Origin of the sequence: Clostridioides sp. ES-S-0001-03 (assembly GCF_020676075.1) — a bacterium.
In the GTDB taxonomy this organism is placed as follows: Bacteria; Bacillota; Clostridia; order Peptostreptococcales; family Peptostreptococcaceae; genus Clostridioides.
Genome location: NZ_JACVWJ010000006.1, coordinates 1 through 14546, shown reverse-complemented (window position 1 = coordinate 14546; position 14546 = coordinate 1). Strand labels below are relative to the sequence as shown.

At 30.7% G+C, this 14546-nt stretch carries 15 protein-coding genes; 13 read left to right on the top strand and 2 right to left on the bottom strand.

The genetic code is table 11. The features are described 5' to 3' along the window. Positions 1–132: 132 nt before the first annotated feature. The 7 genes from IC174_RS13210 (at position 133) to IC174_RS13180 (ending at position 5844) form a co-directional block, all read left to right on the top strand. Positions 133–414, top strand: a complete 282-nt coding sequence (locus IC174_RS13210; RefSeq protein WP_227437616.1) for a hypothetical protein — start codon at positions 133–135, stop codon at positions 412–414. Between the two features lie 308 nt (positions 415–722). Next, positions 723–1226: a GNAT family N-acetyltransferase gene (locus IC174_RS13205; protein WP_227483097.1), complete on the top strand. Its 504-nt coding sequence runs from the start codon at positions 723–725 to the stop codon at positions 1224–1226. 331 nt (positions 1227–1557) lie between these two features. Continuing rightward, positions 1558–2226, top strand: coding sequence for a VanZ family protein (locus tag IC174_RS13200; RefSeq protein WP_227437614.1), 669 nt, complete (start codon positions 1558–1560; stop codon positions 2224–2226). A gap of 178 nt (positions 2227–2404) precedes the next feature. Next, a complete protein-coding gene (locus tag IC174_RS13195) occupies positions 2405–2920 on the top strand; it encodes an RNA polymerase sigma factor (RefSeq protein WP_227437612.1) in 516 nt (171 codons plus the stop codon). Then, on the top strand, positions 2917–3678 hold the full coding sequence (locus IC174_RS13190) for a hypothetical protein (protein WP_227437610.1): 762 nt from the start codon (positions 2917–2919) through the stop codon (positions 3676–3678). The genes IC174_RS13195 and IC174_RS13190 overlap by 4 nt, the downstream gene beginning before the upstream one ends. A 37-nt stretch (positions 3679–3715) precedes the next feature. Further along, positions 3716–4582 carry an ABC transporter ATP-binding protein gene (locus tag IC174_RS13185; RefSeq protein WP_227437608.1) on the top strand — a complete coding sequence of 289 codons (867 nt, stop codon included), beginning with the start codon at positions 3716–3718 and terminating at the stop codon, positions 4580–4582. A 20-nt stretch (positions 4583–4602) separates the two neighbouring features. Then, on the top strand, positions 4603–5844 hold the full coding sequence (locus IC174_RS13180; RefSeq protein ID WP_227483096.1) for an ABC transporter permease subunit: 1242 nt from the start codon (positions 4603–4605) through the stop codon (positions 5842–5844). A gap of 144 nt (positions 5845–5988) precedes the next feature. Here the strand turns inward: IC174_RS13180 and IC174_RS13175 are convergent, their stop codons facing one another. Next, a complete protein-coding gene (locus IC174_RS13175) occupies positions 5989–6567 on the bottom strand; it encodes an ABC transporter substrate-binding protein (protein ID WP_227483095.1) in 579 nt (192 codons plus the stop codon). Between the two features lie 380 nt (positions 6568–6947). Between IC174_RS13175 and IC174_RS13170 the strand changes: the two genes are divergently transcribed. The 5 genes from IC174_RS13170 to IC174_RS13150 all read left to right on the top strand — a co-directional run bounded on the left by IC174_RS13170 (position 6948) and on the right by IC174_RS13150 (position 13175). Continuing rightward, the gene (locus IC174_RS13170) at positions 6948–7682 is read left to right on the top strand and encodes a class I SAM-dependent methyltransferase (protein ID WP_227483094.1); all 735 of its coding nucleotides are present in this window, start codon (positions 6948–6950) and stop codon (positions 7680–7682) included. A gap of 515 nt (positions 7683–8197) precedes the next feature. Next, entirely contained in the window at positions 8198–8884 is a 687-nt protein-coding gene (locus tag IC174_RS13165) for a response regulator transcription factor (RefSeq protein WP_227437330.1), read from the top strand. Then, the gene (locus IC174_RS13160) at positions 8871–9860 is read left to right on the top strand and encodes a sensor histidine kinase (protein WP_227437332.1); all 990 of its coding nucleotides are present in this window, start codon (positions 8871–8873) and stop codon (positions 9858–9860) included. Before IC174_RS13165 ends, IC174_RS13160 begins: the two co-directional genes overlap by 14 nt. 82 nt (positions 9861–9942) lie before the next feature. After that, positions 9943–10620: an ABC transporter ATP-binding protein gene (locus tag IC174_RS13155; protein ID WP_227437334.1), complete on the top strand. Its 678-nt coding sequence runs from the start codon at positions 9943–9945 to the stop codon at positions 10618–10620. An 8-nt stretch (positions 10621–10628) separates the two neighbouring features. Continuing rightward, positions 10629–13175, top strand: a complete 2547-nt coding sequence (locus IC174_RS13150; RefSeq protein ID WP_227483093.1) for an FtsX-like permease family protein — start codon at positions 10629–10631, stop codon at positions 13173–13175. A gap of 230 nt (positions 13176–13405) precedes the next feature. Here the strand turns inward: IC174_RS13150 and IC174_RS13145 are convergent, their stop codons facing one another. Beyond that, positions 13406–13894, bottom strand: a complete 489-nt coding sequence (locus IC174_RS13145; protein WP_255621705.1) for a prolyl-tRNA synthetase associated domain-containing protein — start codon at positions 13892–13894, stop codon at positions 13406–13408. Between the two features lie 440 nt (positions 13895–14334). Here IC174_RS13145 and IC174_RS13140 point away from each other — a divergent pair. Continuing rightward, positions 14335–14546 (top strand): glycine rich domain-containing protein (locus IC174_RS13140; RefSeq protein ID WP_255625507.1); only part of this gene is annotated, 212 nt, incomplete at its 3' end.

Here is a 14546-nt window from a genome sequence, read left to right as displayed (position 1 = left end):
CTTAACTGTATGGAGTATTTTGGATATATATTGCTGTTTTTCATAAATTACACTACTTAAATACTTATAAATATTAATTAAGAATAGGACAATTTTTAATATACATAAAATATAAGAGAGGAGGGGATTTGCATGCCAAAGATAGAAAAAGATTTGGATGGTACAACTACTATAACATACTTTGATGATGATGTAGATGTTCCAACAGACGATAATGGTTATAAAATATCCATGACAGTACTACATGGAAATACTGTATGCCATGTAGTATCTCCTGAAACAACACTAGGAAGAAAGTTTACAATAGGAGAAAAACAGGATAAAGATGATAGAATATATAAAGCAATAGAAAAAATAATGATAGATAGACAATTAAAAGTACAAAACTCAAATAAGGAAGTTGCTAGTAATTAGCACTTCTTTATGATATAAAATAGGACAAATATATTTAAAAACTTAACATTAAAACTTCACTAGTTAATTTATAATAAATCTTTAACTAATAATATACTCATTAAAACTTAGATTACATATGATAATTTCTTATAAAATATTGTTAAGATTTGAAATATCAGTATTATTTTAAAATTTAATTTATTGTATAAAAGAAAACTGGTATACTCTTACTAAAGTAAGTTATATAATTTTTAAAATTTATTACTATAAAAGATTATAAAATAGAAAATAACTATCATAAATATTTTATGTTTAAGGAGGAGAAGATGGAAATTAGAAACGCTGTAATAGATGATGTAGAAAATATAAGTAAGATTTATGCTCAAAGTTGGAAAACAGCATATAAGGGAATTATACCACAGAGTTATTTAGACGATTTAAAGGACGATTTTTGGGTTGAAACTTTTAAAGATTTAATTGGAAACAATAAAATAACAGCTAAAATGATTTTTGATAATAATAAACCAATTGGTTGTATTGCTTATGGCAACTCAAGGGATGATACTTTAAAAGATTGGGGCGAGATAGTTTCATTGTATTTACTTCCTCAGTATTTTGGAAAAGGTGTTGGAAATGAAATATTTCAAAGTGCTCTAGATGATATGAGATTGTCAGGATTTAGTAATATTTATCTTTGGGTATTAGAAGAAAACCAGAGAGCGAGAAAATTTTATGAGAAACATGGATTTTATTGTAATAATGATGTATATACTATTGAGATTATGGATAAAAAAATTACTGATGTACGATACATTTATACTTTCAAATAAAATATAAACTTTATATAAACACTACCTTAGATTATCCAAATCAAATATAGTTATTAAAAATAAAAGCTACCTCTAAATATATAAAATATTTGGAGAGAGCTTTTATTTTTATTTTCAGATAGTATATAAGTTTCAAATTATTATTGATAAATATTAAAGAATATATTTTATAAAATAATTTTTTAATACTGACTTTTTGAAACTGTAAATCGTTATATAAGATGGTAGAAGTAATTTACACTAGATAAATCAATTTTATAAGGATAAAATTACTTAAAGTTTTCAAATTACAAATACTAAGGAGGTAGATCAAATACTAAGGAGGTAGATTATGAAATTTGATATAATGAAGTTATTTGTGTGTGGATTACCAATATGGGTAATAGTTAGGGTAATTGTACTTATAAATAAGTATAAGAATAAAGAGAAGTATATTTTTTTAAAAGAAATAATGGTCAACATATTTATACTTTATTTATTTATATTAATAAGTTTAGTCATTTTGCCAATAGATACAGATGAAAATTATTTCTCAGGATTTACGATTTATGAAAAAATGAATATAAATCTATTGCCATTTAGAGATTTCATAGAAAATAAGTATACAAATATAAATCTTATAAAAAATAATTTAATTGGCAACACTTTGTTGTTATTACCATTTACATTATATCTATGTTTAATAAAATCAAGTTTAAGAAATTTTAAAAAAACAATTATAGTTAGCTTTTTAATATCATTATCAATAGAAACTATTCAATTAATTATGAACTGCATGTCTATAGTTCCACAGTTAAGAGCTGTAGATATAGATGATTTGATAATGAATACTTTAGGTGGTTGTATTGCATACATTATATTCAAATTATCTTATAGAGGAAAGCTTAAACTTTTTATAGACAAGATATACATAAATAAGGAATTAAATAGTGACTCACAAGAAGCTCTTGAAGAGGATATTAAAATTTATAAACAGGATATTTTAAGAGAGGATAATTAAATTATAATCAATATTTAGTTTTATATATTATACTTAAATTTAAAATAGTTATCAATAAGAGTTTAGCGTTAAACAAAACAGCAAAACAAGGAATAAATAGGGCATTATCTAAAGGTATAAAGTCATTTGAAGATTATCTTTGTTTTAATCGTTATATAGAGTGATGGAGGTGATAATAGTGAATGATTCTAGGATTATAGCACAAATAAAAACAGGTAAAAAAGAATTGTTTGATACTTTAATAGAGAAATATTATAATAGCGTCTATTGTTATTGTTATCGCCATGTAGATAATCAAATGACTGCACAGGACTTAACTCAAGATGTATTTGTAACAGTTATAAAAAATATAAGTAATTATAAACACTATGGTAAATTTGAAAATTATTTATATGTTATTGCTAGAAATAGGTGTAAGGATTTTTGGAAGAAAAAACAACCCCTATATTTAGAGTCACTAGACAAAGAAGAATCTAAACAAGAATTAGTAGATGTAGAAAACAAAATATTTGTAAAAGAAGCTTTGACTAAATTGCCAGAAACAGAATTTGAAGTAGTAATTTTGCGGTATTATCATGATTTGAAATTTAAGGATATTGCTAAAATTATGGATTCCAGTGTATCTGTTACAAAGTATAGGATGAGTATGGCCTTAAAAAAATTAGAGGCATATATGGAAGGAGGCAAACTATGAATAAGAAAAAAATCAAAAAAAGTTTAATGGAGTATACAGTTCCTAAATATGAAGTTTCAGCTTTTGAAAAGACTATTAAAACAATACATAAAATGACGTTTAGTAACGCTGATAAAAGGATGAATAGTATAGATTTTTTTATCTCTCAAATTGGTTTTATACGAAAAAGAACCTGGATTATACAATTTCTAGTGTTATGTACAATATGTGCATTACTATTCAATACATCAAGAGATAATAACTCATTTTATGAAATATTATCCTTGGTTTCTGTAGCAGTTCCACTTTTTATATTGACTAATATAGAGGAGATAGCAAAAGTATATAACAATAGTGTATTGGAAATAGAATTTTCAACAAAAAATACATTACATAAAATTATTGCTACTAGAATGATTGTTTTTGGAGTAAGTGATTTATTATTTATGTGCGTTATTTTATTACTAGCAAAACAAATAATTGATATCAATACCTTGTATATAATAATTTATATATTAGTACCTTTTAACTTAATGTGTATTGGATGCTTAGAAATTATAAATAGAAATAGAGGTAAGTATACAAATTACTATTGTATGATTTATGGTACATCTCTTGTCTTGTTAATATTTATGCTTGGTACTTTTAAAAACAGTATATATCAATTTGAATCAATAGAGCAATGGTTAATTATTTTTTTAGTGACATCAGTAATATTAATACATGAAATAAAAAAAACATGGAAACATCTTTGTTCATTTGAAAACATTATTATCTAAATAATAAATAACAATATATAGTATTAGGAGGAATTGTATGGAACTAAGTTTAGAATGTCTAACAAAACAATATGATAACAAAATTATAGTAGATAGGATAGAATTCAAGCTAAATGAAGGTATATATGGATTCTTAGGAGAAAATGGAGCAGGAAAAACAACTCTTATAAGAATGATTTGCGGAGTATTAAGCCCAACCTCTGGAGAAGTGAAGATAGATGGTAAAAATAATTTGGATATGGGAGAAGATTTTAGAGATATGATTGGATATCTTCCTCAAGAATTTGGATATTATCCAGACTTTACTGCAAAAGAGTTTATGTTATATATAGCTTCATTGAAAGGTTTAACTCCTAGTTACGCAAAAGAAAAATCGCAAGAATTATTAGAGTTGGTTGGATTGTCAGGTGTCGTTAATAAAAAAATAAGAACATTTTCTGGTGGTATGAAACAAAGACTTGGGTTTGCTCAGACATTGCTTAATGACCCTAAAATTTTAATATTAGATGAGCCAACAGCTGGTTTAGACCCAAAAGAAAGAGTCCGTTTTCGTAATTTGATTTCAGAATTCTCCAAGGAAAAAATTGTAATTTTATCTACTCATATTGTATCTGATGTAGAACATATTGCAGATAAAATTTTAATACTGAAAAAAGGGAATCTAATTTTGGATGGTTCAGTGGAAGCAGTAACATCAAAAATAGAAGATAAAGTATGGAAATGTGTGGTTAATGAAAATGAAGTAGATTATATGGCTAGTAAATATTGTTTGGTAAATATTCATCACTCTGGAGGTGTTGCCACTCTTAGAATTATAAGTGATATAAAACCACATGATAATGCATGTAATCTAAGACCAACATTAGAAGATTTATATTTATATTGTTTTAATGAAGTACAATAAATATGTGTGAGGGGATAAATATGTCTACATTAATTAAGTTTGAATTAAAAAAGATAATAAAAAGAAAGTCTACAATAGCAGTTGTTTTAGGAAGCTTGATTTTAAGTATATTTCTTTTTGCCTTAATGCCACTCAAAGAAAAATCCTATGATGAGAATGGTAAAGAGTATAGAGGGCTACAAGCTATTGAACTTTCAAAACAACAATCTAAATTAAACGAGGGATACATAACAGATAAAAAAATAGAAAACTCAATCAGAGAATATCAAAAAAATTTTAATAATACAAATAATATTGTAAAAGATGAAAATGGATTTTCAAGTTTTAAGCAAGGCGTTTATTGGAGATTCTTTTATCCAAACAAAACATTTTATAACTTTATAACAGAATCATATAATGCACCAAATGATTTTAATTCTATGATACTTCAATCAATATCATTAAAAAATAGAACTAATTTTTATAAGTTTAGAAATGAAAAAGTAAATACAATATTAAACAGTGAATATTCAGATGGAAATTATGCACAAAAAGAAAAAGAGTTTTGGTTATCTAAGAATAAGAAAATAAATGAACCCTATTTAAATGGATATTATGAAGGCTGGAATTATTTTTTACTGGGTAGAGACTTACTAATTTTCACTATATTGGCTATCTGTATAAGTATAGCTTCTGTATTTTCAGGAGAATATCAATCAGGTACTGATTCAGTGATATTGTCTTCTAAATATGGAAAAACAAAAGTTATAACAGCTAAAATAATAAGTTCCTTTTTATTTGGGACAATTGTTTTTATAATAAATACAATTATATCTATTGGAATTCTTATATTGTCTTTTGGAGTAGATGGATGGAATTTACCATTACAACTTACAGTGAGCTCAACACCATACCCAGTTACATTTTTACAAGCAACCTTATTGAGTATTTTAGTTATCTATATGATATTAATAGCATTAATTGGATTTACACTTTTATTATCTTCTTGCATGAAATCGCCTTTTCCCGTTTTAATTACAGATATAGTGTTACTATTTATACCACTGTTCTTAAAATATAGTGAGACAAATTGGCTATATAATCAGATTCTTCGAATTTTACCATCAAATGCTATTTCATTCTCATTTTCTGAGTATGTAAACTACAGATTTGGAAACTTAATAATAGATTTACCTACAATGATTATTTTTACAGGTTTAATATTATCAATTATTTTTTTACCTTTTGTTAAGAATAACTTTAGAAAACATCAAGTTAATTAATATATCATATAGAAATATATGAAAAAAATAATAATACAAAAAAGACATAAATGAAGAGTGATGCATCTATGTCTTTTTATATTATCTTGACATTAAATTTAGTAATAATTATATTATATGTATTTTAGATGCTATAAATCACAGTTATAAACAGACTGATTTTTGTACATCAGTTCTTACGTTGACATTGCCTGCTTTTAAATTTTCTCCAATAGTAAGTCCTTTGTCTTTTAGAACATATTCAAAAGTCATTAGTGGAACGCCACCTTTTCTACCACCTAATATTTCTTTTCCTTTTAAATCATCATAGGAGAAATTAGGCATTTTTTCTCTGGCAACTAAAAAACTACCATCTCTTTTAGTTAATTGTGCAAAGTTTACAGCATAATCGTTTTTGTTTTGATTATATACATATATGGAAGCTTCAGGACCCATTAAGCCTACATTTGCTTCACCTGAAATTAAAGCTGCCATAGTTTTATCCGCACCTTGAGTATTTATAAGGTCAACCTTTATTCCTTCATCCTCGAAGAATCCTTTTGTAATAGCAGCATATTGTGGGGCATAAAAAACAGAATGAGTAACTTCTGCAATAGTTACTTTATCTAAGTCTTTAGATGAAGCAGACTTATCATTTTCATCATTAGAGTTAAAATCACATCCAGTTAAGCATATTGTGCTCATAACAATAGAACTTGCAATTGCGATTATTTTTTTAAACATAATAAATACCTCCCATAAGACATCCGAATAATATATAATATTAAATATTTGTTGTAGTTGTTACAAAAATATATACCTATAGAATTTATTTCTACAATAATTTAAAAATAATTTTTATATTTGAATTTTTCAAGTAATCGATTATATTAAATAGATTGTATTGATTATTTGTAAATTAAGATATAAAATTAAAACAGTAATGTTTTTATATAAATTATATAGGCACAAAATTTATTAATAATAGATATTAAATTAATTCATATAAATAATAATTTAATTTTATAAATTTAAAAAATGTTATTGTGTAAAGTAGTGAAGATTTGCATTTTATATTTTGGCAAATATAGTTAAACAAGTACAGTTAAAATGGAGGAAATTAAATGAAACAAAATAAATATGATAATGATGAATTTTTTTGTAAATACAGTGATATGGAACGCTCTAAAAAAGGTCTTGAAGGTGCTGGAGAATGGCATACTCTAAAAAAAATGTTACCTGATTTTGAGGGGAAACGAGTATTAGATTTAGGGTGCGGTTTTGGATGGCACTGTCAATATGCAGTTGAAAATGGTGCAGAGTCTGCTATTGGAATTGATATTTCAGAAAAGATGCTAAAAGAAGCAAGAAATAAAACCAAATTTGATAATATAAAATACATATGTATACCTATTGAAGATATAGACTTCCCAAAAGATTGCTTTGATGTAGTAATTAGTTCTTTGGCTTTTCATTATATTCAATCATTTGAAGATATATGTAAAAATATAAGCAATTGTCTTTCAAGCGGAGGAGATTTTGTATTTTCAGTTGAACATCCTATATTCACTGCATATGGAGCTCAAGAATGGTACTGTGATAAAGATGGAAACAATTTACACTGGCCAGTAGATAACTATTTTATAGAGGGACTTCGAAAATCAAATTTTTTAGGGGAAGAAGTTATAAAATATCATAAAACATTAACTACTTATCTAAATACTTTAGTTAAAACTGGATTTGAGATATTAGAAATAATCGAACCTCAACCAGAAGAGAAATTATTAAATACGATTCCTGAAATGAAAGATGAATTACGTAGACCTATGATGTTACTTGTTTCTGCAAGGAAAAAGTAATAAAAAATAGTGGAATTTTGATTGCAAGTGATTATGGGATTCTATTGGGTGACACAAGCTATATATTCAAAGAGGGTGAAAGCACTTGTTGCTTTCACCCTCTTTATTACACTATAAACATGTACATTTGACACTGTAAATATAGGTAAGGCATTTATCAAACCTGTATTTACAGGAATATGGTTACTTTCCATAACAATGCAAAATGAGAACTTTCGAAAATTGATTTCATTATGGAGAACTATTTTCAAATGTAAAGATGCTTGTTAAAGCAGTTTTACCCAGACCTCAACTTGTGTATTTCCATCAAAAGAAATATAATATAGCAATGGAGGTGTTACGCGTGAGCTATATAACAACAAAAGAATCCTTGAAAAATTGGGAAATTGCATACATAATAGTGATATGAAATTACTCTGCTGAGCGGGTTAAGTAAACAAAAAAATGAAGAATATGTGATTTGTTTCAGCTGATGGACGATATAGAAATAGTAAAGTAAAGGATGGTGAAAACAAATGAAACGAATATTTTTGGTTGAGGACGATAAAGCAATCGCTAAAAATCTTATGCTTTTGCTGCACTCAGAAGGATTTGAAGTCACTCACGCTCCTACACGAGGTGAAGCTATTGCCATGCTTTCCAGTAATAAATTTGACTTGGCGTTAATTGATATTTCCTTACCTGACGGAAATGGTTTTACAGTTTGCACAGAAATCAAAGAAATGCAAGATGTTCCTGTTATCTTTCTGACAGCTTCAGGCGATGAGGCGAGTGTTGTTACTGGGCTGAATATAGGCGCAGATGACTATATAACAAAACCTTTTCGTCCACGTGAATTGATTGCGCGAATTGGAACTGCCCTACGAAAAAACGGACGTTCAGAAGCGGCTTTTGAAATCTGTGGGCTTCATGTCGATATGGCAAGTGGCGTTGTGAAAAAAAACAGCAATGAGGTTTTTCTTTCAGCTTTAGAGTACCGCTTGTTGTTGGTGTTTATTAATAACCCCAAAAGTATTATCACGAGGAGCAGGCTCCTTGATGAATTATGGGACGCGGCGGGTGAGTTTGTCAATGATAATACATTAACTGTGTACATAAAGCGCTTGAGGGAGAAGATAGAGAGCGACCCAGCAAGCCCACAAATAATTCTGACTGTTCGTGGGACAGGGTATAGATTGGGGGACGATTATGCTTCGAAATAGAGAGTTTAAGCAGTTTGCTATTTTGTTCTCTTTAATGGCTGTCACCACTGTAACGCTTGGATTTACAATAAATATGGTGGCTGGAATCCTTTCTATTATTTCTGTTACTGCCTTTGGTTTAGCGTTTTTCTCTTTTACCAAAGCTCGATATAAAAATATTGCACAGATTTCTAATCAAATTGATCTTGTGCTTCATAATGCTGACCATCTGTATATTGGTGAATCGGACGAGGGCGAACTTTCCATTCTGCACAGCGAGATAACAAAAATGACACTATGTATTCGGGAACAAAACGATGCGCTAAAAAAAGAAAAAGAACATCTTGCTGATTCGTTGGCTGACATAGCCCACCAACTCCGCACACCTCTTACATCCGCGAATATTATTCTGTCATTGCTATCAAATAGCTCTGATGAAAATCAACGAAAGGCATTGGTGAGGGAAACAGAGGAATTATTTGTAAAGATGGATTGGTTGATTACTTCCCTATTGAAGTTATCTCGCTTAGACGCAGGTATTGTAGTTTTCCAAAGCGAGCAGATAGATGTGAACAACTTGATATACAACTCACTTCGACCATTTCTAATTCCAATTGAACTGCATAACATTGCTTTACAAATAGATGTGCCTAAAGGAATGATTATTCAGGGTGATTCGGGTTGGCTTTCAGAAGCAATTCAGAATATCCTCAAAAATTGTATGGAAAGTGCAGGCGATAATGGGAAGATTGAGATTGTTTGTGAGGATAATCCGCTATTTACTGAGATTACTATCCATGACAGTGGCACAGGATTTGAAAAAGAAGATTTACCTTATTTGTTTGATAGATTTTATCGTGGTAAAAACGCAGAAGCCACAGGATATGGGATTGGATTGGCACTCTGTAAAATAATTATAACACGACAGGGAGGGACGATTACTGCAAAAAATCACCAAAAAGGTGGCGCGATATTTGTAATTCGTTTCCCAAAGTGACTAATCTCTCACCTGAAAGTCACACAGATGTAAGTTGAAAGTTATATTATATGGTTAAACCATAAGAAAGGAGACTTACATAATGGAGTTCTTAAAAATTGAAAATCTATGCAAGGTCTACGGCAAGGGCGAGAACAAAGTTACCGCACTTGATAATGTTTCGCTTACAATAGAAAAGGGGGAGTTTACTGCAATCATTGGTTCATCTGGCTCAGGAAAATCCACATTACTTCATATCATCGGTGGAGTGGACGTACCAACAAGCGGAAAGGTGTATTTGGACGGTCAGGATGTATATGCCCAAAGCAATGAAAAGCTGGCCATTTTCCGTAGGCGACAAGTCGGACTGATTTACCAATTTCATAACCTTATTCCAACTCTGAATGTTGTGGAAAACATCACTTTACCTATACTGATGGACAAGCGAAAGGTCAATGAGGAACGCTTAAATGACTTGATGGACCTACTTGGGCTAAAAGACCGCAAAACGCATTTACCAAATCAGCTTTCTGGAGGTCAGCAACAGCGTGTTTCCATAGGACGTGCTTTAATGAATGCCCCAGCGGTAATGCTTGCTGATGAACCCACAGGTAGTTTAGATAGTCGAAATGGACATGAAATTATCAATCTATTGAAATTAAGCAATAAAAAATATCGTCAAACCCTTATCATTGTAACGCATGACGAAAATATAGCCCTGCAAGCAGACCGCATTATCTGCATATCAGATGGCAAAGTGACGCGAGATGAAAGGAGGTAGGTATATCCATGAACATTTTCAACAAAGTTGCACTGCAAAACATGAAAAAGAGACGCACACGAACGATTGTAACAGTTATCGGAGTTGTTCTGTCTGCTGCTATGATTACAGCAGTTGCTACACTTGCCATTTCCCTGCAAAACTATATGGTAAATGGTTCGATTGAGAAATATGGTGGTTGGCACGTTGAGTTTTTGGATGTTAATTCCTCTTTCGTACAGAAACAGATAGGAAATGATAAAGTTGCAAATACCGCAACATTTGAAAATATTGGCTATGCAAAGCTTGATGGTAACAAAAACCCAAACAAACCGTATCTTTTTATAGCTGGATTCAGCGAAAAAGCCTTTGATACTTTGCCTATAACTTTGATTTCTGGCAGATTACCTGAAAACAGTGGAGAGATTCTTGTTTCGGGTAAAGTTGCAACAGATGGCGGTGTCAAGTTCGCAGTGGGCGACACTATTTCTTTGCCTGTGGGAAACCGTATGAATGGAAATGAGAAGCTTAGTCAGAGTGACCAATATACTGCTGGAGATGAAACTCTTGTTCCACAAGGCGAGAGAAGCTACACAGTTGTTGGTACCTGCCAAAGGCCTGTCTTTGAGGAATCTTCCGCACCAGGATACACATTGATAACCAAAGCGGATGCACAAATCAAGGCTGACAGCCTTAGCCTGTTTGTCACGTTGAAAAATCCACGTCAGGTTCATTCATATACAAACAGTACTGGAGACCATGCTTACGTTTTAAATGATAATGTGTTGCGTTTCATGGGTATTTCCGACAATAACTTGTTCAATATGCTTTTGTACTCAGTTGGTGGTATTGTGGTCGCCATAATCATGCTCGGATCGATTTTTCTGATATATAATTCGTTTAACATGTCGTTGAACGAACGCACACAGCAGTTTGGAATCCTTTCATCTGTTGGAGCTACAGCAAAGCAGCTACGTAATTCAGTTTTATTTGAAGGTCTTTGCATTGGTGCTGTTGGCATACCAATTGGTGTTGCGGTTGGTATAGTTAGTATTGGACTTGTTATTTCTGTTATCTCCAAAAATTTCGCAAATGTTCTCTACACCAATGTACCTTTGACCTTGACGTTGTCCATCCCAGCAATCGTCGTTGCGGCAGTGGTCAGCATGGTTACCATCTTGATATCGGCTTATATTCCAGCTAGAAAGGCTGCCAGCAAACCAGTGATGGAGTGTATTCGCCAGACGAACGAGGTGAAAATTGAATCCAAAGCAGTAAGGATATCAAAGCTTGAACAGCGTATTTACGGTCTGGAGGGAACTCTGGCGCTGAAGAATTTTAAAAGAAACAAGAAACGCTATCGTAGTATTGTGCTATCGCTTGTTTTAAGTATAGTGCTGTTCATATCGACCAGTGCTTTGGTAGCTGATTTGAAACAAGTTTCAAATCAGGCATCAGAGGTTACTGACCAGGACATCATTTTTTCCACACAGGACATGAATGACAGTAAAATGCTACAGCTATACGATAAGCTGAAGACTACCAATGGTGTGTATGAAGGCTTGTATCAAGAACTTATGACCTATTCATGTGTTGTTAAAGTAAGTGAACTTACAGATGATTACTTGAACTATGAAGGTTCACATTCGCCATCTGAAACGGTTGATATGCCAGTAGATATGCAGTTTCTTGATGACAGTACGTATCTGAATATTATCAAAAGTCTGGGGTTGCCAACAGAAGAGTACACTGGGCAAAATGCAAAAATGATTGCCGTTTCAATGATGGTGGAGGATGACCATACTATTGATATCTTCACAAATTCTTCCATAAATCTTAAACTTACTCCTGAAGCTGATAGCAAGTCGAACACAGTCGATAGGCAAAATGTAAACATTTCATTTGTAAAAGTCGTGCCACCTGATTCTCCACCAGGTGTCAGAAACTCAAAGATGAGGAAAGCCTGCTTCAGGGTGTTGGCACCTTATTCGGTCAAAGATTCGTTTGAGACTCCAAGTATTTCTAAAGGAATTAAAAGCTTGAGTTTTAAATCAAAGAATCCCAATCAGTCAGTTGCAGAAATGGAGAAAATCATCGAGAGGGAAGGGATTACGGCTGAGTACAACCTGTACAATATGTATGGAATGATGGACGAAAACCGTAATTACATCTTTATTGCCAATGTGTTCGCATATACTTTTATAATTATGATCTCGCTGATTGCAGTAGCCAATGTATTCAACACAATTTCCACAAATATCAAGCTACGCCGTCGTGAACTTGCCATGCTTCGCTCTGTGGGAATGTCTGAACGTGATTTTCAGAAGATGATGAATTTTGAGTGTGCCTTTTATGGCATGAGGTCGCTGCTCTTTGGACTTCCTATAGCTGTAATTTCTTCCTGGCTAATTCATAAAGGAATGGTCAAAGATGATATAGATTTTGTACTTCCATGGACCAGTATCGGAATCAGCGTGTTTGTCGTTCTCTTTATAGTGTTCATTACAATGTTGTATGCCATTAGTAAAATAAAAAGAGAAAATATTATTGATGCGCTTAGGGATGATATGACTTAATAGAAAATAAAAGAGATACCTGCGTGATTGAGTTCAAATGATTCACAATTGTCCCAAAAGGCGATTTAAACATTGAAAATACAGAGTTCATCCTATGGAAGTAGTGTGAATTATACTAGGGGTTCTTATGAACCCCCCTTTCTATTTTTTGTATAAAAAAGTGGATGACTCAAATTTTTATTTTGAGGTACCCACTTTATCTATCATTTATTATATGTAAAATAATAAAACTATACTTCTACATAGTATATTTCATTTCCATTTTTTTCTATAATCCTTTTTAAATCTTCAAACTTTAAAAATACAGTGGCAGTATTGTCATTTGGATGTATACCTATTTTATCCATTTTCAATAAATCTTTATCAAATACAATTTTTACAATAGCATCAGTATCATTTAGTATACCAAAAGGTGTTACAGCTCCCTTAGTAAGTTTTAGATATTTTTCAAGTCTTTCTTCAGAAGCGAAACTAAGAGGTTTACTATCAATTTTTTTGCGTATATCCTTTAAATCTGCTTTTTTATCTTTACCTAAGACAACTAAAAAGTGCTCTTTACCCTTAGAATCACGAAGGAATAAATTTTTTACAACAAACTCCATTTGTAGTGTTTTTAATTGTTCCATTTCATCAATTGTATAGACTGCAGGATGATTTACAATTTCATAAGATATATTTAGTTCATCCAATTTTTTATATACTTCTTGTTGAGCGTTCATAATTTCCTCCTGTTGGTAATTTATTTGATATATAAAAATAATATTATCATAGAACACTTTAAAATAAAACATGCATTATTATTCTGTACAAACAAAAGTCTACTATACTTTCTCCATATCTAATCATAAAATCTTTCAACAGCCTTGCCTAATTTCATTTCAATTCTTACTATTATAATAATTCAGAATATATATATTTTCAAGTAAAAAATGATATATATATAATATAAGCTTAAAAAACTAAAAATTTTCCAAAAATAATTTGAAAATAGAGCCTTAGTTACCATTTATAAATCATATAAAAAGAGGTTATGTAAGGTCAGATATGAAAAAACTATATTATACTATCTTTTCTTTTTCGAATAAACTATACTTTAAATATAGATATTTAATTTTAATAATTTTAGCAATAAATTATCTTAGAAAGGAATGTGCTTTATATGTCTACAGACAAAGTTGTTGGAATCATAGATGAAGAATTAGCTGAACTCGCTGGAATTAAATATACTGGTAAAATTTATGCTTCTTCTGGCGGTATTAATAATTCTTCTTGGGATACTGATGCTAGAGGCGGATATTCTAAAGGCGAACTTACATTAAATAAACTAACTACATTGTATGTTTATGTTGGGGAAACTGGTTTTGCTTCTTC

Coding starts and splice junctions, on each gene's coding strand:
- IC174_RS13210 (WP_227437616.1), top strand. CDS start 133: ATGCCAAAGATAGAAAAAGATTTGGATGGTACAACTACTATAACATAC.
- IC174_RS13205 (WP_227483097.1), top strand. CDS start 723: ATGGAAATTAGAAACGCTGTAATAGATGATGTAGAAAATATAAGTAAG.
- IC174_RS13200 (WP_227437614.1), top strand. CDS start 1,558: ATGAAATTTGATATAATGAAGTTATTTGTGTGTGGATTACCAATATGG.
- IC174_RS13190 (WP_227437610.1), top strand. CDS start 2,917: ATGAATAAGAAAAAAATCAAAAAAAGTTTAATGGAGTATACAGTTCCT.
- IC174_RS13185 (WP_227437608.1), top strand. CDS start 3,716: ATGGAACTAAGTTTAGAATGTCTAACAAAACAATATGATAACAAAATT.
- IC174_RS13180 (WP_227483096.1), top strand. CDS start 4,603: ATGTCTACATTAATTAAGTTTGAATTAAAAAAGATAATAAAAAGAAAG.
- IC174_RS13175 (WP_227483095.1), bottom strand. CDS start 6,567: ATGTTTAAAAAAATAATCGCAATTGCAAGTTCTATTGTTATGAGCACA.
- IC174_RS13170 (WP_227483094.1), top strand. CDS start 6,948: ATGAAACAAAATAAATATGATAATGATGAATTTTTTTGTAAATACAGT.
- IC174_RS13165 (WP_227437330.1), top strand. CDS start 8,198: ATGAAACGAATATTTTTGGTTGAGGACGATAAAGCAATCGCTAAAAAT.
- IC174_RS13160 (WP_227437332.1), top strand. CDS start 8,871: ATGCTTCGAAATAGAGAGTTTAAGCAGTTTGCTATTTTGTTCTCTTTA.
- IC174_RS13155 (WP_227437334.1), top strand. CDS start 9,943: ATGGAGTTCTTAAAAATTGAAAATCTATGCAAGGTCTACGGCAAGGGC.
- IC174_RS13150 (WP_227483093.1), top strand. CDS start 10,629: ATGAACATTTTCAACAAAGTTGCACTGCAAAACATGAAAAAGAGACGC.
- IC174_RS13145 (WP_255621705.1), bottom strand. CDS start 13,894: ATGAACGCTCAACAAGAAGTATATAAAAAATTGGATGAACTAAATATA.